Origin of the sequence: Corynebacterium sp. ACRQK, from assembly GCF_022345965.1 — a bacterium.
In the GTDB taxonomy this organism is placed as follows: domain Bacteria; phylum Actinomycetota; class Actinomycetes; order Mycobacteriales; family Mycobacteriaceae; genus Corynebacterium.
The window spans coordinates 74,211-98,746 of the sequence record NZ_JAKRMU010000004.1; the positions used below are offsets into that span (position 1 = coordinate 74,211).

General features: G+C 61.6%; 22 protein-coding genes, 1 tRNA gene and 1 other RNA gene. 16 read left to right on the forward strand and 8 right to left on the reverse strand.

Features of this window, described 5'->3' with window-relative positions; translation table 11 throughout:
• The 3 genes from casA to MHX63_RS05800 form a co-directional block, all read right to left on the reverse strand.
• A complete protein-coding gene (gene casA, locus MHX63_RS05790) occupies positions 1–1,635 on the reverse strand; it encodes a type I-E CRISPR-associated protein Cse1/CasA (protein WP_239387646.1) in 1,635 nt (544 codons plus the stop codon).
• 126 nt (positions 1,636–1,761) lie between these two features.
• Entirely contained in the window at positions 1,762–4,614 is a 2,853-nt protein-coding gene (cas3, locus tag MHX63_RS05795; RefSeq protein WP_239387647.1) for a CRISPR-associated helicase Cas3', read from the reverse strand.
• Positions 4,615–4,870: 256 nt separating this feature from the next.
• On the reverse strand, positions 4,871–5,548 hold the full coding sequence (locus MHX63_RS05800; protein ID WP_239387648.1) for a nitroreductase: 678 nt from the start codon (positions 5,546–5,548) through the stop codon (positions 4,871–4,873).
• 231 nt (positions 5,549–5,779) lie between these two features.
• Here MHX63_RS05800 and MHX63_RS05805 point away from each other — a divergent pair, with 231 nt between their 5' ends.
• From MHX63_RS05805 to MHX63_RS05820, 4 genes are read left to right on the forward strand one after another with little or no spacing between them, the layout of a single operon-like run.
• Positions 5,780–6,508 (forward strand): amino acid ABC transporter ATP-binding protein, encoded by a 729-nt coding sequence (locus tag MHX63_RS05805; protein WP_239387791.1) that lies wholly within the window; start codon positions 5,780–5,782, stop codon positions 6,506–6,508.
• 19 nt (positions 6,509–6,527) lie between these two features.
• Positions 6,528–7,424, forward strand: coding sequence for a glutamate ABC transporter substrate-binding protein (locus MHX63_RS05810; protein WP_239387649.1), 897 nt, complete (start codon positions 6,528–6,530; stop codon positions 7,422–7,424).
• A gap of 16 nt (positions 7,425–7,440) precedes the next feature.
• Entirely contained in the window at positions 7,441–8,127 is a 687-nt protein-coding gene (locus MHX63_RS05815; RefSeq protein WP_239387650.1) for an amino acid ABC transporter permease, read from the forward strand.
• Positions 8,127–9,065, forward strand: a complete 939-nt coding sequence (locus tag MHX63_RS05820) for an amino acid ABC transporter permease (RefSeq protein WP_239387651.1) — start codon at positions 8,127–8,129, stop codon at positions 9,063–9,065. Before MHX63_RS05815 ends, MHX63_RS05820 begins: the two co-directional genes overlap by 1 nt.
• 14 nt (positions 9,066–9,079) lie before the next feature.
• Here the strand turns inward: MHX63_RS05820 and MHX63_RS05825 are convergent, their stop codons facing one another.
• From MHX63_RS05825 to aceE, 3 genes are all read right to left on the reverse strand, one after another.
• Positions 9,080–9,961: a serine hydrolase domain-containing protein gene (locus tag MHX63_RS05825; protein WP_239387652.1), complete on the reverse strand. Its 882-nt coding sequence runs from the start codon at positions 9,959–9,961 to the stop codon at positions 9,080–9,082.
• Positions 9,958–10,314, reverse strand: a complete 357-nt coding sequence (locus MHX63_RS05830; RefSeq protein ID WP_239387653.1) for an acyl carrier protein — start codon at positions 10,312–10,314, stop codon at positions 9,958–9,960. The genes MHX63_RS05825 and MHX63_RS05830 overlap by 4 nt, the downstream gene beginning before the upstream one ends.
• Before the next feature lie 196 nt (positions 10,315–10,510).
• A complete protein-coding gene (gene aceE / locus MHX63_RS05835) occupies positions 10,511–13,267 on the reverse strand; it encodes a pyruvate dehydrogenase (acetyl-transferring), homodimeric type (RefSeq protein ID WP_239387654.1) in 2,757 nt (918 codons plus the stop codon).
• Positions 13,268–13,513: 246 nt separating this feature from the next.
• Between aceE and MHX63_RS05840 the strand changes: the two genes are divergently transcribed.
• From MHX63_RS05840 to MHX63_RS05850, 3 genes are all read left to right on the forward strand, one after another.
• On the forward strand, positions 13,514–14,008 hold the full coding sequence (locus MHX63_RS05840; RefSeq protein WP_239387655.1) for a DUF3052 domain-containing protein: 495 nt from the start codon (positions 13,514–13,516) through the stop codon (positions 14,006–14,008).
• A gap of 136 nt (positions 14,009–14,144) precedes the next feature.
• A tRNA-Val gene (locus MHX63_RS05845) sits at positions 14,145–14,220 on the forward strand.
• Positions 14,221–14,416: 196 nt separating this feature from the next.
• Positions 14,417–15,616, forward strand: a complete 1,200-nt coding sequence (locus tag MHX63_RS05850; protein WP_370644024.1) for an SURF1 family protein — start codon at positions 14,417–14,419, stop codon at positions 15,614–15,616.
• Between the two features lie 198 nt (positions 15,617–15,814).
• Here MHX63_RS05850 and MHX63_RS05855 read toward each other — a convergent pair whose 3' ends face one another.
• Positions 15,815–16,303, reverse strand: a complete 489-nt coding sequence (locus MHX63_RS05855; RefSeq protein WP_239387657.1) for a low molecular weight protein-tyrosine-phosphatase — start codon at positions 16,301–16,303, stop codon at positions 15,815–15,817.
• 49 nt (positions 16,304–16,352) lie between these two features.
• Positions 16,353–17,069, reverse strand: a complete 717-nt coding sequence (locus MHX63_RS05860; RefSeq protein ID WP_239387658.1) for an HAD hydrolase-like protein — start codon at positions 17,067–17,069, stop codon at positions 16,353–16,355.
• A 123-nt stretch (positions 17,070–17,192) separates the two neighbouring features.
• On the opposite strand from MHX63_RS05860, the gene MHX63_RS05865 reads away from it, so the two are divergent.
• The 9 genes from MHX63_RS05865 (at position 17,193) to MHX63_RS05905 (ending at position 24,509) form a co-directional block, all read left to right on the forward strand.
• Entirely contained in the window at positions 17,193–18,347 is a 1,155-nt protein-coding gene (locus MHX63_RS05865) for a Nif3-like dinuclear metal center hexameric protein (protein WP_239387659.1), read from the forward strand.
• Positions 18,348–18,360: 13 nt separating this feature from the next.
• Positions 18,361–19,107: a zinc ribbon domain-containing protein gene (locus MHX63_RS05870; RefSeq protein ID WP_239387660.1), complete on the forward strand. Its 747-nt coding sequence runs from the start codon at positions 18,361–18,363 to the stop codon at positions 19,105–19,107.
• 33 nt (positions 19,108–19,140) lie between these two features.
• On the forward strand, positions 19,141–20,526 hold the full coding sequence (locus MHX63_RS05875) for a bifunctional RNase H/acid phosphatase (RefSeq protein WP_370644023.1): 1,386 nt from the start codon (positions 19,141–19,143) through the stop codon (positions 20,524–20,526).
• 13 nt (positions 20,527–20,539) lie between these two features.
• Positions 20,540–21,004, forward strand: an RNA gene (rnpB, locus tag MHX63_RS05880) — RNase P RNA component class A.
• A 139-nt stretch (positions 21,005–21,143) separates the two neighbouring features.
• Positions 21,144–22,709: an RNB domain-containing ribonuclease gene (locus MHX63_RS05885; RefSeq protein WP_239387661.1), complete on the forward strand. Its 1,566-nt coding sequence runs from the start codon at positions 21,144–21,146 to the stop codon at positions 22,707–22,709.
• 37 nt (positions 22,710–22,746) lie between these two features.
• Entirely contained in the window at positions 22,747–22,935 is a 189-nt protein-coding gene (locus MHX63_RS05890) for an SPOR domain-containing protein (RefSeq protein ID WP_239387662.1), read from the forward strand.
• On the forward strand, positions 22,925–23,383 hold the full coding sequence (locus tag MHX63_RS05895) for a YidH family protein (RefSeq protein ID WP_239387663.1): 459 nt from the start codon (positions 22,925–22,927) through the stop codon (positions 23,381–23,383). The genes MHX63_RS05890 and MHX63_RS05895 overlap by 11 nt, the downstream gene beginning before the upstream one ends.
• Positions 23,384–23,710, forward strand: coding sequence for a DUF202 domain-containing protein (locus MHX63_RS05900; protein WP_239387664.1), 327 nt, complete (start codon positions 23,384–23,386; stop codon positions 23,708–23,710).
• Between the two features lie 100 nt (positions 23,711–23,810).
• Positions 23,811–24,509: a hypothetical protein gene (locus tag MHX63_RS05905; RefSeq protein ID WP_239387665.1), complete on the forward strand. Its 699-nt coding sequence runs from the start codon at positions 23,811–23,813 to the stop codon at positions 24,507–24,509.
• Positions 24,510–24,536 lie beyond the last annotated feature (27 nt).

The following is a 24,536-nucleotide window of genomic DNA, read 5'->3' on the forward strand; positions in this document are numbered from 1 at the left end:
TTAGCGCGGAACGGTACGCGGAAGAATTTCACGGAGCTTCCTCTGCAGCCAGCTCATGACTGTTCCAGCGGACACGAAGCGCTCATCATCGTTAGACTCGATGATCCTGCCGACCAGTGCCTTGGGGCCGGCACCGACGAGAAGCACGTCTGCGTGTTCTAGGACAGCGTTGCGAACGGTCATCTCCCAAGCTTTCAGCCGGGGCTCTAGATCTGCGCCGTGCAGAGACTTCATCCATTCGCTGAATTTCGGTTCTAGCTCGGCTAGGAGAGTGTCCGTTGCAGCTGGCTGGAATTCGTAGTCTCCACCCGCAGCCTGGAAGAGCTGACCTGCAAAGCTGCCCAGCATTGTTCCAGCCTGGCTAGTCGCTGCTGCTAGGTTGAGCACTGCCTGACGTTGGTCGAGCGCGGACTTAGGAAGAATTTCTAGCGGCAACTCGAATTGCGTGCTGATGCTAATGCCCACGACGGCGCTATTGGGCCCGTACTCCATGGAAGTCATGGAGACGTTCAAGGTTTCCGGCAGATCAACCTCGTTCTCCTTGAGGTAAGCAAGCTGGTCGATCGTCTTAGGACGTTTAGGGGCTCGGTTTTTAGCGTCGTAAACCGGGTCGGTTTCCAACGCGATCAACGGTTCCAAACTGCGCCACATTGTCCGCTGGGAATCGAGAGGCTTGGGGTAGTAGACGTCCAGAGTTTTCGTGGACTTGTTCTTGCTGAAACGGTAGGGCGTCATCGGATCGTCCTGGATATTTGCATTTGCATTGGGAATGCGATCTCCGTTCGAGACAAGAACCCGAGTGATCAGACCTTCGTTCGGGAAAAGCCGGATTCGCCTAGATTGCCAGGTCAGAATTTCAGCCGGCCCCTTGGGGTAGATGCCATCCTTGTTTGCAGGATCCAGGCGTTGAGCGGAGGTGTCTGGTTCGCGTTCCCACACGGGATGGTCATCCTTTGCTTGGAGGGCTCCACCGGTGGTGTTCAATGCCAGGGTTTCCTGGAGGTTTTCCCCAAGAATGATCGTTGCAGTGATAGCGCCGGTCCAACCGGTGCCGATTGGGTAGCCCCTTCCGCCCTTGACACGGGGGTCACCAACGGCTCCGGATTTGATCCCAGAATAGTCGTAGGCCTGAACGTAAATCAGCCAGCGAGCTGCCTCTGCAAAGGTGAGCGACAATAAGCCATCGCCGGCACGGAGCGTAAAGTAGTCGTCTTCGAAATCCGGTACGATCCGTCGCACATCGGTAGTCGCGTTCTTGCTCGTATGCAGATCAGCAACCTGCATGAAGGGTTGCTTTGGATCGAGAAGGTCAAAACGGTCAGCGTAGCGCTCCAGATAGTTCAGCACGGCATTGTCTGGTTCGTTCTCCGCAGCGGCTTCCAGCCTGTCGGGAATCCATTCAGCCATATCCAGCTCTGTACCTGAACCGCTCTGCAATTCCTGGCGATGTGCGCACCAGTAAACCGTTAGCAGCAGGCGATAGATGGCGACGTCCTGCAAAGGGCTGTCACCACGAATGGATGCGACTGAATGGAAACCGTCGAAGATCTCGCGCAGGCTGAGCTCTGCAGCGGAGCCATCGGTCAGCGTAGTGAGAATCCACGGCTGATCGAGGAGGCTAAAGCTCTCCGTCACGATAATTCTTCCTTTCGTGTGTAGTTCTGCTGTGTACTTTCGGTATGCAGTTTTGGGCATATCCCTTTCTAGGGAGGTCGAAACAGCTTTTCATTTGTCACTAAAGCTACTTGTAAATCAAACATTTTAGGCGCCTTTGCGAGATCCAGGGAACCCCTCGGTTCGCAGGCCGAGGAGCTCTGAGTAGCTAATCTTCACGTCCGCCAAGCTGGCCTCAAGGTTTTGGTCTAGGCGTAGCGCTACTTGTCCCCGGAGGAGGTAGTGGTCCTTCCATCCTTCTGGCGTTTGGTCTTCCAAAGCATCGACTGTGCGATCCCACACCTTGTCGGAGCGTGTGAACATGGTGGGTAGACGAACAGTGGAAGCAGCAAGCTGAAAGGCTGTATCGAAGTTAGGGATTGTCGTGTCTTCCACTACGCACTCAGATTGCTCGTTACCTGGTACGGGGAGAGGGCGATAGCCGTATTCATCATCGACGATCGGAATGACCTCGATGCTGTTATCGGCATCGCGGACGGAGGCCGTTGCTTTGATCTCTTCCTCTGAGTGATCGCGGACGAGCATCTCAAAGAGTGAATCCAACCGTTTGCCGGTTTCATCGGGGCTCGGTATACGGAAGACCTTCGATCGTGACTTATCGGAGTCGTCCTTGCCTCGACTACTTGTTTTGGATTCTTCCCACCGGGCTGCCCACGTTTCCGGAAAGTTATGATCCGCGTCGAGGTCGTATGCTCTTTGAACTAGTTCTGGAACGTCGGAGGGGCGCCGGAATCCTTTATCCACGACCTCTGTGGAGAGGAGTTGGTAAGTCGTGAGTAGCAATGCATCGTCGTAGATGTATTCTGTGCCGGAATCCCATACGGGAACTGGGGTCGTTTCTTCGACACCACGAATGTAGATGCGGGCATCACGTAGTTTTTCCGGCCGATCGCTGTCAGGCCGACGGTGGCGATGCAAGCGCCCAGCTCGTTGAATAATCAGATCCATCGGTGCGATGTCGGTGATCAGTGCGTCGGCGTCGATATCAAGGCTCTGCTCGAGAGTCTGCGTACCGCATACGATGCGTAGGGTAGGGCGCCCGTGTTTTCTATGTGACGTCGGCCCCAGCTCGTTGAGGAGTTCTTCTTCGTGACGGGCCCGATCGAGGCTGGTGAATGCGGAGTGATGGAGGCGAACCTCACCAGGAAATACTGAGTCCAGAGCTGCGAAAGATTCTTGGGCGCGCTTGATGGTGTTGCAAATGACAAGAACCACGCCGCCGTCGGAACAGAGCTCGGTGACGAGTTGTGTTAGCTCCTTAACGGAGTTATCGACGATCTCGACCTTGGCGTGCATGTCGTCGGGACGTGGGGCGACGGCCTGTTCTCTGATACCTTCCTCGGACACAAGAGTGAGAAGTGGATAACCTTCACCGGCTAGAGGAAGGTTTTCCGCACCTATCTGGCCACCGTAAGCTGCAACGAGCTCCTCTTTGCGGCTGGTCGGTAAGGTGGCGGACAGGAGGATAACCGGAACGCCGTATGCGGCGAGCCACCGCAAGGTTTCGGCGAGATATTCGTTGGTGTAGGTCGAGTAGGCGTGAACCTCATCGAATATCACCACCTTCCCAGCGAGCGCCAGGTGCCGCAGCATGGAGTGTCGAATTTGAAGCGCCATCATTAGAACTTGGTCGATGGTTCCGACCACGAAGTTGGATAACAGGCCGTTCTTGCGGCCGGATAGCCAGTCGGTGGCGATGACAGACCCATGGCCAGCACAATCCTCGCCGATGTCGCGGTAGCGGAGCTTGCGGTAATCCTTATTGAGGCGGTTCTTGCTGTGGGCTAGATAGAGAGACGACACAGCAGAGCTTTCAGTGATGTTCTCAACCCAGCGGGAAAACCGTTTGAAAAGCCCGTTGGCCGTTGCCATTGTGGGTGCCGCTAGAATCGCGCCGCTGGCGCGATTGTGCTGGGCGAATAGTAGAGCCGCTTGGAGGGCACCTTCAGTCTTCCCTTCTCCGGTTGGAGCTTCGATTATGAGTAGGGCCGGGCCGGGGGGCTTGGAGCTCAGTAGTTCTGCAATTGCGGTTTGAACGGGGCGTGGAGTGGCGCTTTCTGGCCAGGAGAAGCTTGCGCGATAGTTTTCGGCAACCTGAGCCGGATCTTCGCTGAAGTGTTTGAACTCGGTGTGGAGGTCGAACTTAGCTTTCGCCATTCCCAGCTTGATGCGATCAGCTTGAGAACCGCTAAAGCGAAGAGGGAAGAAATCGGTGTTGGAAGCCAGCCAGTCGCACATAACGGTGAAGCCGGTGATGATCTGAATGGCTATTGTTGGTGGCTTGCCTTCTACGGCGTCAAGGGCAAGTTGAACGTTAGTGGTAGCGGCGAAAGCATCCAGAATCTCGTTGACGGCGCTTAGCCACTCGGGAGGATAGTTATTGACGAAGGTGGTTGCTGCCTTCCGGCCAGCCGTGGTGAGCCAACCGTGGTGAGCTTCCACCGTTTGGGTTAGTGACAAAGCAACGGGAGCTTTGAGTCCATGTGTCTTTAGCCAGCGCTTCAGCAGTTCCCGAGAATAAAGCGGGTGGGCGAGGCTGGCGACATCTTCATCGGGAGTAAGGTCTGGGATAGGGATGCCAGCGTCCTCGAGTGTGTAAAGCAGTGGCGCGTTCGTTTCGGGGGAGCGAAGCTTTCGGATAAAGGGTGCTGACAATTTTCCGCAATCATGTGCGGAAACGAGGAAAACCGTGAGTGAGCGGATGTGTTCGGGGGAGAGTCGTGTGCTGCGGCTGAGGAAGTCCTTGATCTGGGGGGAGAGCCAGGAATCCCAAAGATAGGTTGCGACCGCGCCGGAATCGACCATGTGCTGAACGAGGGACATTGGTCCATGCTCGTCTCCCGATTTGGCTAGGAAGGCGCTGGCTGTGGGGGAGAAACTGTCGACCACGCCATTCCAAGAATCTAAATCGAACAGTGGTGCGCTGTGGGGGTCTGTCATGTCCGTTGGCTTTCGTAGTGTTGTGTTTTACGAACAAAGTTAGCAGAAGAATTCTTACCTTGCAATGCCAATTTAGAAATAATATGAAGTGTGTCGCGAGCTGGGTGAAGCCTGCAGTTTTGTAGGGTGGGGAACTGGTGATGCCCATGTCTCCCTGCGACAGCTGGGATGAGCCGTTGGCCTTGCATGGTTCAGAACATGGGATCACATTCTCCCCGCGCCAGCGGGGCTTGCTTAGAAAACAGTGCTTAACGCCCTAAAGGCTCAACCCCTCAATCCCGTGCACCGTCACCGTCTCGGATAGCGCAACGCGGCCCGGGGCGGTCTCGTACACCGGGCTGGATTCATCCGCCCGGCCGAAGGTCAGCGCAGTGACCAGCTTGTACTCCTCATCTACGCCCAGGAACTCGCGCACCGTCGGCGCCAGAAGGGAGATCATGCCCTGCGGCACCCCGTGGTAGCCGTGGGCAGTAAGGGACAGCAGGAAATTCTCCGCGTACGTCCCCTGGTCAAAAGCCGCACGAACACGGTCACCAATTGGCGGGATAAACATCAGCGCCGAGTACGGGGCGCCGAAGAAGCGCAGGTTCTCGCGAACGAACTCCGTGCGCGCCTCCTTATCCTCACGGGTAATGCCCAGCAGCCCGTACATCTTTGCCGCCAGCTCCTTAGAGCGTTGCGGGTGTACGCCCTCGCCGTAGTCCACGGTGAAGTCGGGGTTCAGTCCGTTGGTATCGAACTCCTCGATCAGCGCGGCGCTTAAGTCTTTCAACTTTTGGCCACCGATCACGTGGACGTTCCACGGCTGGGTGTTGGAGTTAGAGGGCGCGGACTGGGCGTCCAGCAGAATCTCCTTGATGTCCTCTGCCGGAATCTCGTCCGGCAGGAACGCGCGAGGGGAGTGGCGGTTACGTATGAATTCAGAAAAATTCATGCTCGCCACCGTACGCTCTTTTTTGCCCTCAACACAGGTCACTGATGTCTACTCCCAGCGATCACGTGGATGGTCAACCATCGCCTTTAAGGAGTTCACGCTAAGGGCGTCAATAAGCAATCAATAAGCCAACGACAACCAACAACAGTGAGGTATCTTGCTTTCATTTCCTAAAAGTGACCTTCGTTACCTATTATTTGTTTCATGTCTGAACCCACTGTTTTCAAACCAATGATTGAACTCAAGGGAGTGAACAAGCACTTCGGCGAGTATCACGCTCTTCGGGACATCAACCTCGAAGTACCGGAGGGCCAGGTTGTCGTGATCCTCGGCCCCTCCGGATCCGGCAAGTCCACGCTGTGCCGCACCATCAACCGCCTCGAGACCATCGACGACGGCGAAATCCGCATCGACGGTGAACTGCTGCCCGAAGAAGGCAAGGACCTGGCCAAGCTCCGCGCAGAGGTGGGCATGGTGTTCCAGCAGTTCAACCTGTTCAGCCACATGACCATTCGCGATAACGTCACGCTGGCGCCCACCAAGGTCCGTAAGGTCAGAAAGGAAGAGGCACGCAAGACCGCCGAGAAACTGCTGGACCGCGTGGGCATCGCCGCCCAGGCCGACAAGTACCCGGCACAGCTATCCGGTGGCCAGCAGCAGCGCGTGGCCATCGCCCGCGCATTGGCCATGGATCCAAAGGTAATGCTCTTCGACGAGCCGACCTCAGCCCTCGACCCGGAGATGATCACCGAGGTCCTGGACGTCATGACCGACCTCGCCAAGGGCGGCATGACCATGGTGGTTGTCACCCACGAGATGAGCTTTGCTCGCCGCGTAGCCGACCGCATCCTGTTCATGGCTGATGGCGCCATTGTTGAGGACGCCGACCCGGAGACCTTCTTCACGAACCCGCAATCCGATCGAGCCAAGGACTTCCTGGCGAAGATCGTGAACCACTAGTTCGGGAAGCGAGTTACACATGTCTACCTTCACAAGCGCACTCAAGCGCCTCACCGCTGCAGTGGTTGCCACCGCAAGCGTGGTGGCGCTGACCGCGTGCGGCTCTGGCGGTGCCCGCGACCTGCTGGCGGATATCGAATCCGGCCACGTCGTAATGGGCACCAAGTACGACCAACCGAACCTGGGTGAGCGCACCCCGGACAAGCAGTTCGCCGGCCTGGATACCGACGTATCCCGCTACGTGGTGGAATACATCGCAAAGAAGCACGGCTGGGCCACGCCAGAAATCGAATGGCGCGAAACCCCCTCCGCACAGCGCGAGACCCTCATCAACAACGGTGAGGTCAACATGATCACCGCCACGTACTCCATCAACAAAGGTCGCCTGAAGGCCGTGGACTTCGCAGGCCCCTACCTGGTCACCCACCAGGCGCTGCTGGTTCGCGAAGATTCCGGAATCAAGGGCCTGAACGACATCGCTCCGGGCACCCGCCTGTGCTCCGTATCCGGCTCCACCCCGGCACAGAAGGTGAAGGACGCGCTGCCAGAAGTGCAGCTGCAGGAGTTCGACACCTACGCCGCGTGTGCGGAGGGCCTGAAGCAGGGCGTGGTGGATGCAACCACTACGGACGCGACCATTCTGGCTGGCTTCGCACAGCGCTACAAGGATCGTTTTGGCGAAGAGTACAGCGTTATCCAGCTAAAGAAGGATGACGGCAGCTTCTGGACCAACGAAAACTACGGCATTGGCCTGCCTAAGGGCGACGACAAAGCCAAGGCGGAGGTCAACGAAGCGCTGAACGAAATGCACGATTCCGGCGAGTTCCAGAAGATCGTCGCCAAGAACCTGGGCGACAACGTGGATCTCGGCGAGAAGCCAAAGATCGGCGACCTGTCGTTCGTCGACAAGAAGTAGGAAGGAGGAACGCACTATGAACCCCGAACTATGGTCCGAGATGAAGCCCGAACTGCTTCCAGCATTTTGGGTGACCGTCAAGTTGACGTTCTTCTCCGCGGTCGGATCGCTGATCTTCGGCATTATCCTGACCGCCATGCGCGTGAGCCCCGTGGGCATCCTGCGTAACCTGTCCGCGTGGTACATCAACATTGTTCGTAACACCCCGCTGACGTTGATCATTCTGCTGGCCTCCATGGGCCTGTACTACAACCTGGGCCTGCTGCTGGCGGTGGAGAACGATTCCTTCATTGAAAAGCAGAACTTCCGCCTGGCAGTCCTGGCCTTCGTGGCCTACACCTCCTGCTTCGTGGCGGAATCCCTTCGCTCCGGTATCAACACCGTGCCCTTCGGCCAGGCCGAGGCCGCCCGCTCCCTGGGGCTAAGCTTCGGCCAGAATTTCCGGCACGTGATCTTCCCGCAGGCCCTGCGCGGCGCGATCGTGCCGCTGGGCAACACCCTGATCGCGCTGACGAAGAACACCACCATCGCCTCGGTGATCGGTGTGGCTGAAGCGTCCCTGTTGATGAAGACCCTCACGGAGGACTACGCCAGCGACATTCTGGTGATCTTCGGTGTAGTCGCAATCGGATTTATCATCTTGACTCTGCCTACCGGGTTGTTCTTCGGTTGGGCAGGTAAGCGATGGGCGGTGAAGCGCTAATGACTACACGTGCAACGGTTCTTTATGACGCCCCAGGCCCGAAGGGGCGCAGGCTCAACACGATCCTCACGGCGGTTACAGTCGTAGTGGTCGCTGTGATCCTGCTCCTGGTGGCATTAAAGCTGAATGACAAGGGTCAGTTTGAGTCCGAGAAGTGGTCCTTCTTCCTGGAGGGCACCACGTGGACGACCTACATCATCCCAGGCCTGATCTCCACGATCGGCGCCGCTGTGGTCTCCATCGTCTTGGCGATGGCCATTGGTGCGCTGCTGGGCGTGGGCCGACTGTCTCCCTCCGCACCCGTACGTTGGATCTGCGGCATCATCGTGGAGTTCTTCCGCTCCATCCCTGTGCTGGTTCTGATGTTGTTCGCCTACGCAGTGTTCTCTCTTCTGCAGCTGGTGCCTTCCAGCTGGCTGGGCTTTTCCGCAGTGGTCTTCGGCCTGACGATGTACAACGGCTCCGTCATCGCTGAGACCCTGCGCTCCGGCATCCAGTCGCTGCCGCGCGGCCAGCGTGAAGCAGCGATTGCGCTGGGGCTGAGCCACCGCCAGTCCATCAACCTCATCCTGCTGCCGCAGGCTGTGGCCGCCATGCTGCCGGCCATCATCTCCCAGATGGTGATTGCCCTGAAGGATTCCGCTCTGGGTTACATGATCGGCTTTGTGGAAGTGGTTCGCTCTGGCCGCCAGCTAGGCGAGTACTACGGCGCGATGATCCCAGCGCTGCTGCTGATCGCACTGATCATGATCGTGATCAACATGGTTTTGGCGAAGGTGGCTGAGCGCATCGAGATTCAGCTGCGTTCCGGCCGTGCCCGCCGCAACATCGTGGCCAAGGTTCCGCAGCAGAAGGAACAGGGTATCGATACCAAGGACAACGCTTATGTTGACTGGCGCGCAGAGGGCCACGAGGACCTGCGCACTACCTTCGAGTAGCGCGCTGCGCAAGGCTAGCCCAGCGCCTCCCATAGGCGCTGGTTGAAGCCATCCCAGCGCTGCTTGGCCCAGTCGCCGAAGTTCTCATCCGTGAGGACGACGGCGGCTTTTTTCTTGCTCTCACTCCGGTCGATCCACAGGAAAGTCCCCGACTGACCAAAGTGTCCCGCCACCGTTTCAGGCATCCCCTCTCCCAACCAGTGCGGCGACTTCTCGCCGTGCAACTCAAAGCCCAATCCCCACGGGCAAGGTTTCTGCATCCCGTAGCCCGGTACCACCCCGGAAACCTCCGGCCACTGCGGCTCCAGCGCCTCGTTGAGGGTTGAGGGAGCCAGGAGTGAGGGCGTCAAGAATTCAGAGCACAACACCGTGAGGGCATCGACCGAGGCAGAAAAACCATGCCCCGCGCTGCCCTCGACCTTCACCTCGATGCCCAGCGGCGCGCACACGCCCTCGGCCACGTACTCCGCGAAAGGCATGTCGGCCTCCGCGGCGATGAGATCCGCCAGCACCTCGTAGCCCGCCGAAGAATAAATCCTGCGGGCACCACGTGGCTTTTCTGGGGAGTGACCGCGGAAACCAATTCCGCTGGTGTGGGCCAGCAATTCGCGGACGGTCGGCAGGTCGTCGAACTCGGGCAGCAGCTCGGCGGGGACTTGCTGGTCCAGCTCGAAGGCACCCTCCTCGACGGCCAGCAGGGTGGCATAGGCGGTGATCAGCTTGCTCACGCTGGCCAGGGGGAACTGCGCGGACGTGTCGCCGAAGGTCACTGTTTGGGCATCTGCCTCGTCGGCGCTGTCGTCCTCCCACAGCGCCGCCGCGGCCACGTTATCGACGGGCCAGTCCTGCAGCTCGGCCAGCACGTCCTCTACCGTGGCCACCTTCGTTCCGCTCACTTGTCCACCAGGCCAACCAGCTCGTCGATGGTCTTCACTCGGTTGATGTCCTCGTCCGGGACCTCCACGCCGAACTCTTCCTCCAGGCGCACAGCAATGTCCATCAGGGACAGCGAGTCGATGTTCAGGTCGTCGCCCAGACGCTTGGAGCCCTCGAGGTCCTCGCGCTCGATGCCCGTCGCGTCCTCCACGACGTCCAGCACGATGCTGCGCTTGTCCTTCTCACCGGCGCCGTTCTTTCCGGAGCCCGCAGCGCCCGCCGTGCCCTCGGCGCCAGCGCCAGTACCTTCGGCGCCGTCCTTCTTCAGCTTCTTCGACAGTGCCGCAGCCAGCTGGTTATTTTGTTCAGCCATGATCGTTTCTTCTCCTGCCACTCCATATTCGCCCGCGCGTCGGTCGCTAAGCTAAAAGCCTTGCGGCCAAAGCTCCCGCGCAATCCCGCATGGCGCGGGCGTTTGTACACTCATCCTAACAATCTTGCGGGAGCGCCCGGAGCGCCCAAGCGCCCCGGGACCTGCTGGCCACGCCGGGGGCAGGCGTAGCGCGCGGCTAGTTCGTTGCCGTCGGGTCGTCGATCTGGAAGCGCTCGGCCGCCTCCGCGGCCACGGAGCGCTCGATCTTGCCCTCGCGCGCCAGCCCCAGCAGCACGCCCACCACGATGGACTCCGCATCCACGTTGAAGTACCGGCGCGCCGCCTCGCGAGTATCCGCAAAGCCGAAGCCATCGGCACCCAGCACCACGTACTCGCCCGGCACCCACTTGCGCACCTGCTCGGCCACGGTGGTGGCGTAGTCGCTCACTGCCACGAACGGACCCTCCGCTGCCTCCAGCTGCTGGGTAATAAACGCGGTGCGGGGCTCCGCCGCCGGGTCGCGCAGCTGCTCCAGCTCCACGGCCTGGCCGTCGCGAGCCAGCTCGTTCCAGCTGGTCACAGAGAACACGTTCGCGTCTACGTCGAACTCCTTCAGCAGCTCCTTCGCCTTCAAAGCTGCGGTCATGGCCACGCCAGAGGCCAGAATATTGGCCTGCAACTCCGCTGAGCCCGAGGCGGCGTCATAAAGGTAAATACCCTTGTGTAGTCCCTCCACGTCGAGGTTCTCCGGCTCCGCCGGCTGGTGGATCGGCTCGTTGTATGCGGTGAGGTAGTAGATCACGTCCTCGCCGCGGCCATCGTTGCTGTTCTCGCCGTACATGCGCTCGATGCCACGGTGCACGATGTGGGCGATCTCGTAGCCGAACGCCGGGTCGTACGTCACCACGGCAGGGTTTGTGGACGCCAACACGGGGGAGTTGCCGTCCATATGCTGCAAGCCCTCGCCCGTCAGCGTGGTACGGCCCGCGGTGGCTCCGATCAGGAATCCGCGAGACATCTGGTCTGCGGCCGCCCAGATCTCGTCGCCCACGCGCTGGAAGCCGAACATCGAGTAGAAGATGTACAGCGGGATCATGACCTCGCCATGGGTGGCATAGCTGGTGCCGGCGGCGATGAAGGAAGCCATAGATCCGGCCTCCGAGATACCCTCGTGCAGAATGTGGCCGTCGGTGGCCTCGCGGTAGGAAAGCATCAGGTCGTGGTCCACCGGCGTGTAGTTCTGGCCGTGCGGGTTGTAGATCTTCAGCGTCGGGAACCAGGAATCCATGCCGAACGTACGCGCCTCATCCGGGACGATCGGCACGATGCGCTTCTTCAGCTCGTCGTCGCGCATGAGGTCCTTGAACACGCGAACCAGTGCCATCGTGGTGGCGACCTCCTGCTTGCCGGAGCCCTTGCGGGCCAGCTTCGCAATGGAGAGGTCGGGCATCTTCAGAGGCGTGAACTTCTCGCGGCGCTCCGGCAAGAAGCCACCAAGCTCCTTGCGGCGGTTCAGCATGTACTGGATCTCTTCTGCATCCTCGCCGGGGTGGAAGTACGGCGGCAGGTGCGGGTCCTTCTCCAGCTCCTCGTCGGAGAAAGGGATGTCCTGCTTGTCGCGGAGAAGCTTCAGATCTTCCAACGCCAGCTTCTTCATCTGGTGGGTGGCATTGCGGCCCTCGAAGTTGTGGCCCAGGCCGTAGCCCTTGATGGTGTGGGCGAGGATGACGGTCGGCTGATCCTTGGTCTCCAGGGCGCGCTTGTAGGCGGCGTAGATCTTGCGGTAGTCGTGACCACCGCGACGCAGGTGCCAGATCTCCTCGTCCGTCATGTCTTCCACCAGCTTGGCGGTGCGTGGATCCTTGTTGAAGAAGTACTCGCGGACGTAGGCGCCGTCGTTGGCCTTGAACGTCTGGAAGTCGCCGTCCGGGGTGGTGTTCATGGCGTGGACCAGGGCGCCCTCTTCGTCGCGGGCGAACAGCTCGTCCCACTCGCGGCCCCAGACGACCTTGATGACGTTCCAGCCGGCACCTCGGAAGAAGCTCTCCAGCTCCTGGATGATCTTCGTGTTGCCGCGCACCGGGCCGTCCAGGCGCTGCAGGTTGCAGTTGATGACGAAGGTCAGGTTATCCAGGTTGTTCAGCGCGGCGGTTTGGATCAGGCCGCGGGATTCCGGCTCGTCCATCTCGCCATCGCCGAGGAACGCCCAGACGTGCTGCTGGGACGTGTCCTTGATGCCACGGTCATGCAGGTAGCGATTGAAACGTGCCTGGTAGATGGCATCCATGGGGCCCAAGCCCATGGAGACGGTCGGGAACTCCCAGAACTCCGGCATGCCGTGCGGGTGCGGGTAGGAAGGCAGGCCGTGGTCCGGCTTGGAGGCCTCCTGGCGGAAGGCATCCATGTCTTCTTCGGAAAGTCGGCCTTCCAGGAAAGCGCGGGCGTACATGCCGGGGGAGGCGTGGCCTTGGAAGAAGATCTGGTCGCCGCCGCCCGGGTGATCCTTGCCGCGGAAGAAGTGGTTCAGTCCGACCTCGTAGAGTGGGGCCGCGGAGGCGTAAGTGGAGATGTGGCCGCCCACCCCAATGCCCGGACGCTGGGCGCGGTGAACCATGATGGCCGCGTTCCAGCGAATCCAGCGGCGGTAGCGCTTCTCGATCTCCTCGTCACCCGGGAAGTCGGGTTCCTGGGTGGTGGGGATCGTGTTGACGTAGTCGGTGGAAAGCAGGGGCGGCAGGGGGACGCGCTTGGCGGTGGCGCGCTCCAGCAGGCGAAGCATCAGGTAGCGGCCGCGATCCGGCCCCGCGGATTCCAGCAGCCCGTCGAGGGAATCCATCCATTCCTGGGTTTCCTCCGGGTCGGAATCGGCCAGGTAGGAGGCCACTCCGTCTCGGATCAAAGCAAAATTGCTGGCATCGTATGCGCTGTTGTTCTCTTCTGCTGAAGTGGACATTGGTTCGTCCTCCTAAGATCCGCGGGTTGTGGGGCGCCTGTGGTTTGGCCCCTTGTGGTTTCCACAGTACGTCAAAGTCGCGTTAGAAAACCTCCGTTGGAAGCCCGACTATGTTAGGTTCAAAAATGAAGATTTTTAACCACACCAGCTGCGATAACTGCAGGGGCGTGTAGCGGTTGTGATACGGCCACCACGCGCTGGCGGTTAGGCGACGGGCTGGTTTTCTTAGAAAGGTACGAAATAACAGTGGCAATGGCCCCCGGTACGGCTTCGAGCTCTACAGGCTCCGCTGGCGGTGCACAAGGCAATGGCGCGAAGGGCGCACAGCGCACACAGTCTCAAAATGGACACGATTGGGCGGACCTGCTCAACATCGAATCCGACAGCCTGATCCAGGAGATCGGATGGGACGAAGATTGCGATAACAGCATCAGCGAAGCCCTGGAAGACGCTATCGGCGATGCCCTGTTGGATATCGACACTGACGAAGTGGTTGACGTCGTACTTTTGTGGTGGCGCGACGAGGACGGCGACTTGGTCGACGGCCTGGTCGATGCGACCCGCAGCCTGGGGGAGGACGGCCGCATCTGGTTGCTGACCCCCGCGAAGCTGGATGCCGGCCGCGTGGAGCCGGGCGTGATCGCCGAGTCCGCCCAGCTGGCGGGCCTGGTGCAGACCAAGTCCGAGCGCCTGGGCGACTGGCAGGGCGCCTGCCTGGTTTCTTCCGGCACCAAGCGCTAGGCGGCTTGTCCGAGCTGCCGCTTGCCGCACGGCTAGCACTACCGCGCCGGGCCTGCTCGTCCCGCACCGCGCACCACCTGCGGTTTCGTGTTTTTGTGGGTGGGCGTGCTAGAGTCATTAACGCTTCAAACAGCACGCGCCTTTAGCTCAGCTGGAAGAGCAGCTGGTTTACACCCAGCAGGTCGGCGGTTCGAACCCGTCAGGGCGCACCAAAATTTTTTACAGCCCCGTAGCCACCTCGGCCGCGGGGCTGTTTTTGTTTTCCGCTGAGACTTGGCTCTGGCTCAGCCTCGCCCGCTCGGCTTAGCTCCGCTTCGCCCGCACTCCTCCGCACCGCTCAGCTTTGCCCGGTTAGGCTTGGCTCCGACTATTTGGCCGCTCTCGCTGCTCGGGGCAATAATGGAGCACATGGCATCCTCGAAGCGCAGCGGCTGGCGAAACTTCCTCACACCCGGATGGGTCATCACCGCCATCCTGGTCCTCGCCTTCACCTACGCCGCATTCAGCTTCCTAGCCCCCTGGCAACTGGGGAAGAACCAGGACAAGAACGCCTTCAACCAGCGCCTCGAACAATCCTTGCAAACCGACCCCGTCCCGATCACCGACGTGATCCCGGGTGACGGGGAATCAGTGGGCGTCGAAAAAGAATGGACCAGAGTCGCACTACAGGGCCAATTCCTGCCAGACAAAGAAGTGCTGCTGCGCAACCGCCCGGTGGAATCGGCTCACTCTTATCAAGCTTTGACGCCCTTTCGGCTCGACGGTGGGCAGACCGTCTTGGTGCATCGCGGGTGGGTTGCTGTGGAGGGGGACGGGGCTGCGCCTAAGTTGAAGCGTGCACCGGGTGGTGACGTGAAGGTGACCGGGTTTATCCGCATGAGCGAGGCTGTGCCGGATGCGAAGCCTACGGAGTCTCAGGGATACACGCAGGTCACGGGCATGTCGACGAAGCAGATTTCCGAGGTGACGGGCGAGGATCTGGCGGCGGATTATGTGCAGCTCGATTCGGAGAGCGTCGACCGCCTGAACGGCATGACCGGTGGCGGTGATGGTGGGGATGCCGACGGTGGGAGCGCCGAGGATGGTGCTGCCGGCGGAGGTGCAGACGGCGATAACGGCAGTGGAAGTGCCGATGGTGCCGGCAGTGGAGAAGATGGCGATGCGCCGGATCTGCAGGCGCTGCCGCTGCCGCACTTGGATGGTGGCACTAACTTGTCCTACGGAATTCAGTGGATTGCGTTCGGCATCTTGGCGCCGGTGGGCTTGGGCTGGTTTGTGTATGCGGAGATGCGCGAGCGCCGACGGGAGCGCGAGGAAAGCGCCGAGGTTGCCCGCCTAAATGCCCAGATCACCGATGGTGTCGGTGCCGCCGAAGCGGCAGGCGACGCTGCTGCTAAACCCAAGCCGGCCGGCTCTGAAAAGTTGAAGCCCAGCGGCGCCGCAGAGTCTAAGCAAGCCGATAGCGATAGGTCGCTGAACAGGGGGAATGGTACTCCCGCCGAGAAGCCGAAACCTCGGAAGCGTTCCGACCTCACCGACCGCTATGGAGGCACCCGCTCCCGTTTCGAGGAACGCCGCGCGGAAAAGCGAGGTAGGGAGCGCTTCTAGTTCCCATTAACTTACTTGCTTACTAGCTACATTCGTCCATCTGAGGTGGCTCAGGATTCCCGGTTTAGCGGCATTTGGCTGTCTGAAGCAGCTCTGGGGGCTCGATCCGTTGACATTTAGGTGCCAATGGTGGAGTTCTGAGGCCTGCGGACCGGGCGTTCTGCAACTCTTCCGAGCTGTAAGTAGTGGAAAAGCTCACTAACGCCCCAGCTGCTCCCGCACGTACTCCACGATCCCCGGCACGGCGGCCTCAATCTGCTGCCCGACCTCGGTAAAGTCCGAGCGGTGGCCATAGTAAGGGTCGGCGACTTCGGCACCGGCTGGGGAGTTGGCGTCAAAGCTACGGAACAACCGAATGCGCTCCGGGGCGACCCCCGCGTTGCGCAACCCGTGCACGTGCCCGTCGTCCATGGCCAGGAAGAGGTCGGCGCCCAAATGCGCAGGTCCAAGCTGTGCCGCGCGGTGCTCCGTGCCGTCGTAGCCCAATGACGCCAACTCATCCACCGCCCGACCATCAGCGCCGTCGCCGATGTGCCAGCCGCCGAGTCCGCAGGAATTCAGGGTCACGGGCGCGTCGGCGGGTGAGTGACTGGTGGCGATGTCGGCATCCTCGAGGCCGGCGCGCAGAATCACCTCGCCCATCGGGGAACGGCAGATGTTGCCCGTGCATACGACAGTGATGTGCATTTAATTCCTTTCAGTTCATCGTGGCGCCCAGCTAGTTGAGGCGCCCCGGCTAGCTCTCGTTGGCCCAGCGCTGCACCAGCGAATCCAGCTCCTCGAGTGTGTTAACCGTGTAGGCGGCCTTGGCGTGCTCCTCCTCGGAACCGTAACCCCAGCCGACCAGCACCGTGGGGATGCCGGACTGCGCGGCACCCTCCACGTCGTGGATGCGGTCGCCGATCAGCAGCATTTTCGTCGGGTCGAGAGCCTGCAGGCCTTCCTCGGCGCTCATGTGAGCCAGGAATTCCCGCACCTCGGGAGCCTCTTTCAGCTGCTCCAGCGCGTACTCAATTACGGCAGCCTTGGACCGGCGGGTGCCGTCCTCCTGTGCCGCGCCGAGTACTGCGAAGTACTTCAGCATGTCGTGTTCGCGCAGGATCCGCTCCGCCGACACTTCGGATTTGGACGTTGCCGTGGACAGGATAATGCCCTCGTTGGACCACTTTTCCAGCAGCTCGCGCATGCCGGGGAACGGGGTGGCTTCCTTCCAGCGTCCGTTTTCCTGGTCCGAAAGGTACGTGTCAAAAACCTTCTGCAGCAGCTCGCCTTCCAGGCCAATGTCCCGCAGGGTCTCCACCATCGGCGGGCCTGGGATTTCGCGTACGCGCTCCTCGGGAGGCACCGGTACTCCGTGTGCCTCCAGGGCGTTCACGAAGCTGGCGCGGATGCCGGGGTAGCTATCCATCAGCGTTCCGTCTACGTCTACAAGCAGAATTGGTAAGTCTCGCACTCCTCCAGTGTGTCAGATCTGGCTAGGCTGGGTGGAGCATGCAGCCAGCCGAGCGAGCAGCCGGGCTGGCAGCACCTTGCAGCCGCAAAGCTAGCAGCACATAGCAGTACCCCAGGAGAATCCGTGCCCGAGCCATCTACCAACCCCGCCGCGAATCAAACCACCGTCGCCGACGTCGTCGCCGCCTTGGAGGCCGCCTACCCGCCCCACCTTGCGGAATCCTGGGACGCGGTAGGCCTGATCTGTGGTGACCCCGCCGAGCCCGCCGACAAGGTCGCCTTCGCCCTGGATTGCACCGACGCCGTCGTGGATGCCGCCATCGCCCAGGGCGCGCAGATGCTCGTGGTCCACCATCCGCTGCTGCTCCGTGGCGTCACCGCCGTGCCCGCCAACTCCCCGAAGGGCCGCATCGTCCACAAGCTGATCCGCAACGGCATCGCCCTGTTCGCCGCACACACAAACGCCGATTCCGCCCGCCCCGGCGTGAACGATCGCTTGGCCGAGCTCCTCGGCGTCACCCCGGGCGCACCTTTGCGGCCGATCCCTTCTGGCACCGACAAGTGGGGCTTCACCGTTCCTCTTAGTGACGCCCCCACGGTGAAATCCGCCATCTTTTCCGCAGGCGGTGGCGCGCAGGGCGACTATGAGCAGGCCTGCTTTGATTTCTCCGTCACCGGCCAGTTCCTGCCCACGGAAGGCGCGAATCCGCACCTCGGCGCGGTCGGGGAGGTCGAGACGGTCGAGGAGGTCCGCATCGAGTTCGTAGCCCCCGCCGCGAAGCGGGAAGCTATCCGCTCGGCCCTCATCAAGGCCCACCCCTATGAGGAGCCGGCCTACGACTGCGTGGAAACCTCCCTTCCCACGCCCGCCGACCAGCAGCTGGGCATCGGGCGCGTCGGCGAGCTGGATACCCCAATGACCCTGCGGGAGTTTACCGCCCGCGTGGCCGAGCGCCTGCCCGCTACCGAATGGGGCGTGCGCGCAGCCGGAGACCCGGATGCCATGATCCGCACCGTTGCCGTCGCTAGCGGCGCCGGTGATAGCTTCCTCAGTCAGGTCGCAAAAATGGGCGTGGACTGCTTCGTCACCTCCGATCTGCGCCACCACCCGGTGGATGAGCACCTGCGCATGGGCGGGTGCCCGGTGATCGATACCGCCCACTGGGCCAGCGAGTTTCCGTGGTGTTTCCAGGCGGAAGGCGTCATTAAGAAGGCAACGAATGCACAGACCACAGTGATCGACGTGCGCACCGATCCGTGGACCGTGCACGAAAAATAGGAGGATAACTGCGATGCGCTGGACGACCGACGACCGAAAGAACCTGGCAGACCTAGCGCGCGACCAGGAGGAGCTGGGCATCGCGCAAGCGCGGCTGGATTCGCTGCCGGAGCAGGCGAAGCTGGAGGAGCTGCAGGCTCAGAAGCGCGAGGAACGCCGCCAGCAGGTGCTGAACAACGCGCAGGTCAGGAGCGACCGGGCCTCCCTGATGCGCCTGCGCCAGGACGTGGCGAAGCTCAAGGAGCGCGAGCGGGCGAACGTGGCGGGGCTGAACTCGCAAACCGACCCGGAGCGGCGGCGCGACCTGAAGCACGACCTGCGCAGCACCCGCGACCGGCTGCGGGATCTGGAGGGGCGGCTGGAACGCTCGGTGAAGGTGCAGTCCATGTTCAGCGGGGCCAATTCCGCCGCCGACGAGGCCGACGACCAGACGCATGCGCAGATCGACGAGGACATTGCCGCGGCGCAGACCGACCTGGACCGAGCGACCAACGCCCTGGAGGCCGACATTTCCGCCATCAAAGCCCGGTTGACCCAGCGCCGGACAGCACTGGAAGACACGAACGCGGAGCTGCTGCAGGCCTACGACCAGCAACTCGCCGAGTACGGGGTGGGGGCCGCGCCGCTGAAGGGGCGGACGTGCCAGGCGTGCTTCATGGAGTTGGATCCACTGTCCTTGAAGGAGATCGACAAGCTGGCAGCAGACGGCAGCGGGGAAGTGCCACGGTGCCCTGAATGTAATGTCCTGCTGCTGCGATAGAGTGACCTGAAGACGACAGAACGAGGGTGATGAATGATGCGCTTAGACGTGGAATGCGACGGAGGATCCCGCGGTAACCCGGGCATCGCCGGTTGCGGCAGTTCGGTCCTGGAGGATGACCAGGAAGTAGCCGCACGCTGGGAGTTCATTGCCAAGGCCACGAATAATGTGGCGGAGTACCAGGGGCTCATCAATGCTCTGGAACTGGCCATTGAGGTGGCGAAAATTCGCGGAGTCGCCGCCGCGGACCTGGAGATCCAGGTACGCATGGATTCCAAGCTCGTCGTCGAGCAGATGAGCGGCCGCTGGAAGATCAAGCACCCCGACATGAAGCCCCTGGCCGCGCGGGTCAAGGAGCTCGAGGCGACTCTTGCCGCCGTCACTTACAACTGGGTGCCGCGCGCGCAGAATAAGCGCGCCGACGAGCTGGCCAATCGCGCTATGGATGATGGGATTGGGGGGCGCTGGTTTGATGACGCCCTCTCGTTCCAACCCGCCGCCGACTCAGTCGAGGCCGGCGAGGATGCTGCGCCGGCTCCTGCAGGGGCTTCAGGCGCTGCAGGCAATGAGAGCAAGGGCGCGGAGACCACCGGCGCGGCGGCCGTGACCGACGCCGCGAGCGCGCCGGAATGGCACCCCGGCGGGAAGCCCACCCGCCTGTGGGTGCTGCGGCACGGGCAGACGGAGATGAGCGTGCAGAAGCAGTTCTCTGGGCTCTCCGACCCGGAGCTGACCTCCCACGGGCGTGAGCAGGCCCGCCGGGCCGCGGACTACGTGGCCGGGCAGCTGGCAGGCGGCGCGGGCGGCAACGCTGGTGCAGGAAGCAGCGCTGGCCCGGTGGCCATCTACAGCTCCCCGCTGAAACGCACCCGCCAAACCGCAGAGGCCGTGGCTGAGGCGTTGACCGAGGCACTTGCTGCGTCACCCGCGGGTGGCGGTGGCCCTGGCACCACCAAGCCTCGCGTCCATGTGACCGAAGCCCTAATCGAGATGGACTTCGGAGACTGGGAAGGCCGCACCTTCGCCGAGGTTATGGATGAATTCCCCCTTGAGCACGACGCCTGCTTCTGGGACAGTGCCGCAACCCCCAGCGGGGGTGAAAGTCCCGATGACGTGCTCGCCCGCGTGCGCCCCTTCCTCCGGGACGTGGCTCGCAACCACCCTGGCGAGGATGTTGTGTTGGTCAGCCACGTCACCCCCATCAAATCCATCCTGCGCCATGCTCTCTGCGCCAGTGGCGCACTGTACCGCACTCTGCACCTGGATCTGGCGGGCTTGAGCGTCATCGAAATCTTCCCGGATGGTTCAGAAGGTTCCGGGGGAGAAGTGGGCGTCAATAATAAGGGCAGCAACAAGGACAGCGCCGTGGTGCGAAGGGTCAACGATACGCACTTCCTCGATGGAGAAACCGTGCGCTAGAGTTAAACCTTGTCGAGACGGCCGGGCGATCGCGGCGCGCGGAACCACCCTGTACACGGGGCAGGCCGGGCGCGGAGGAAAGTCCGGACTCCATAGGGCAACGGTGGTTGCTAACAGCAACCCGGGGCGACCTGCGGGAACAGTGCCACAGAAAACAAACCGCCCGCCACGCGCGGGTAAGGGTGAAAAGGTGCGGTAAGAGCGCACCAGCACCTCAGGCGACTGGGGTGGCTAGGTAAACCCCACCGGGAGCAAGGTCAAGGTGCCCGCACGTGCGCCATCCCAGATGGTGCACAAGCGTGCGGCGTAGCTCTAGGGCTGCCCGCCCAACGATGAGCAGGTAGGCCGCTTGAAGCCACCAGCAATGGTGGGCTCAGATGGATGATCGCCTCGTCCCACGCCTTCTTCGCGTGCCCACGCGGTACTGCGGAGTGGGCGGGGGATAGGACAGAATCCGGCTCATAGGTCGTCTCGGCGCAAAAATGTTTGCGGGGGCTGGGGTGGCTGGCTGGATGTAGGACCGGGTGTCGGTTTCCGGCGTGGCCGGGGAACTCGGTTGGGCGCGTGGCTGGCTGAGCGCGTGGCCGGGGCGAGGTGATTGTGCCACTCTTGGTGTCATGAAACTTTTCGCCGCCGAGCTGAACTTCCGCGCCATCGCCGAGGAGTTCCAACTGCCGGAACGCTTCCCGGAGGACGTCCACGCCGACGCGCTGCAGGCCACTGACCAGCACGCCGACCAGCGCCGCGACTTGCGGGATATTCCATTTGTGACGATCGACCCGGCGGGCTCGATGGATCTGGACCAGGCGGTGAACATTCAGGACGCGCCGGACGTGGCTGGTGCTGGCGCGAACGGCGACGGGGCCGGCGCGAACGATGCTGAAGGCGCCGCACGGTGGCGCGTGCTGTACGCCATTGCAGACGTTGCCGCCTTCGTGGATCCGGCCGGGCCGCTGATGGCAGAATCCCTGCAGCGCGGCCAGACGATGTACCTGCCGGACGAGCCGACCCGCCTGCACCCGGCAGAACTCTCGGAGGGCAGCGCCTCGCTGCTACCGGACCAGACCCGCCCCGCCGTGGTGTGGGATATCCTGCTGCGCGCCGACGGTGAGGTCGCGGATTTCACCGTGTACCGCGCGCTGATCCGCTCCGTGAAGCGCTTCGACTACACCGAGGTAGAGGCGGACATGCACGGCGACACGCTGCACCCCGCCATCGCCCAGCTGCCGGAAGTTGGGCGGGCGCGCCAGCGCTCTGATCTGCGGCGTAAGGCCATCAACTTGCGTTTGCCTTCGATCTCCGTGGAGCGCACGCAGGATGACAATGGCGCCGAGCGCTATGTGCTGGGCATCGACGAGCGCCAGGAGATGAACGACTTCAACTCCGAGCTGTCTCTGCTGGCGGGCATGTGCGCCGGGGAGATGATGGTGCGCGCGGGCGTGGGCATCCTGCGCACCCTGCCGCCCGCCGGGGACAAGGAGATCGCCGCCTTCGACCACTCCGCGCACGCCTTGGGGTTCGATCGCTCCGGCCGCCCGATCGGGGAATTGCTCGCTGATATTGACGCCTCCACGCCGCGCGGTATGGCACTCATGCGTGACGCGCAGAGTCTTCTGCGCGGGGCGGGGTACCAGCAGTTCGGCCTGGCTGGCGTGGATGCTGAGGCTGGTGAGTCTGAGCCCGCTGGCGCGGGCGGCGCGGACAGCGAGAAGCTAGCTGGCGCGGCCGGCGCGGGCGAGGATGCCGGTGCGGCGCCCAGCATCCACGCCGGCATCGGCGGCTACTATGCGCACGTCACCGCGCCCCTGCGCCGACTGGTGGACCGTTTCGCCACGGAGATCTGCCTGGCGATCGCCAGCAAACAGCCTATCCCGGAGTGGGTGACCGCCAACGTCGACCAGGTTCTCGGCACCATGAAATCCAGCAGCCAGACGGCCAGCGCTGTCGACCGCGCCTGCCTGAAACTCACCGAGGCGGTCGTCCTGCAACCGTGGGTAGGCCAGAACTTCAACGCGACGGTGCTCAATAGCGACGGCGGAGACAAGGCGAAAATCCTGGTCGAGGAGCCGCCCATCTTGACGACTTGTATGGGCGACCCAGACGAGGCGTCAACAGTTAAAGTCACCCTGATCGAAGCCGAACCCGCAGCGCGAAAGGTACGTTTCGCCTGGCCGGCCGATTAGGCGGGGGCTGTCCGGTGCGTGTGGTACACATGAGCCTATGGGCGAAAATGATGCGCAGAAGTGGTACTACGATACGAAGACCGGCCAGGTGAGCCAGGGTAAGGACAGCGCGTGGGATAGCCGCATGGGGCCATACGACACACGCGAGGAGGCTGAGGCTGCCATTGCGACCGCGCAGCAGCGCACCAAGGAAGCCGAGGAGTACGACGCGGAAGATGACGACTAAGGACTCCGGGAGCGCGGGCGGTGCGGGCAGCGCGGGCGGCGTAAGCGGTCGCGTAGACGGCGAGGCGGAGCGCTCGTGGCTGGCGCGAACCCTACTGCCGGAGGGGAAGGAGCCGGATCCGCGGTTTACCCTGGCGAACGAACGTACCTTCCTGGCGTGGATCCGCACTAGCCTGGCGTTTCTGGCTGGCGGGGTGGCGCTGGAGGCATTCCGCTCGCCGAACGTGCCCGAGCACCTGTGGAGCGCCGCGGCAGTGCTGGTGCTGATCGTCGGCATGCTTATCGGCCTGGGGGCGGCGGTGCGGTGGCTGCGCGTGGAGCGTGCCATGCGAACCGGGAAGGCTCTGCCGGTGCCCGCGATCGTGCCCTTCCTGGCAGGCGTGGCCGTGGTGGCTTGCGCGGTTGTGCTGGGGTTTGTGATCTTCGGCGACTTTGGGATGGAGCTGTAAGTGACGCGCCCGCACTCTGACCTGGGGCTTCAGCCGGAGCGCACCAGCCTGTCGTGGCAGCGCACCGTGTTGGCGCTGCTGGTCGTCAGCGCTCTGCTGTTCCGGTGGATCGGCCGCTACGGTGTGATCGTACTGCCCGCGGCCGGGATGTTGATGCTGTTCGCGGCACTCATTCTGCTGACTCAAAGGCGCCGCTACCTGCGCTTCAGCGCCGGGCTGCGCGCCGAACGCCTCACCGCCAACGTCGGCTCGGTCGTCGCGGTGACTGCGGCTGTCCTGATCTGCGGCGTGGTCGCCGCCATCTTCGTTATTCTGGACGCCATCTAACCCCAACCGCCCAGCGTTGTTGTACTGTCCTAAGTGTTGATCAAACGCGCAGTTCAAGGCAGGTCACTATGTGCAGGCGTAACAAAAGGGCAAAAAGCGTGTGGACGTAAATGTTTTCTATCGGACTTTTGACGTCTCTGATGTTGCCCCAGGGGCTAATGTTTTAGATCTCATTTTTCACGGGTTGATCCTCTTAACTGTTCTGTCCGGAATTATGGCCTGGGTGGCAATCATTATTTTGATTTCCAGATCGGTTTGGAGGAAAAAGAACCCGGGCAGAAAATCCCGTATGTGGGCAATTTTCTTTGCTCTGTCCTTTTCGGTATACGTGATTTCTGTTCCGTTGTCCTTCAAATTAGTACTGTTCCCGGGTGAAATATCCTCCAGGATCTACGCGCTGGATAAATATGGGAACGGGAGGGCAGTTCCAATGGTGACGGAAGATTCCCCAATAAACACCGTGAGAGTGGATCACGCCAAGAAGACATTTTTGGAGAAGTACCATCGAGAGGTTTTAGACGCTTTGTCTAGTGACCCAGAGCTAATGCAGTATGACCTTGTGGAATGTAGGGATCAGGCAGGTGACAAGCATGAGAAGTCAATCTTCTGCGGTGGCTATGTGGATTCCGGTGTTTATGCTGTTAAGGGAGGGAAAGAGTTTTCGTTAGAACCCTATTTTCATTTTGGGGAGAGGCCAGAATCTATTCGAGAAAGAAAGGGGATGGATTTAGAAAACTCACCTGGCGGCGGCATGCCGGTTCGGCTTTCGGTTTACATTTCTGAGCAAAGCCAGCGGTGACTGACAGCGGTTGGGGTACAGGCCCTG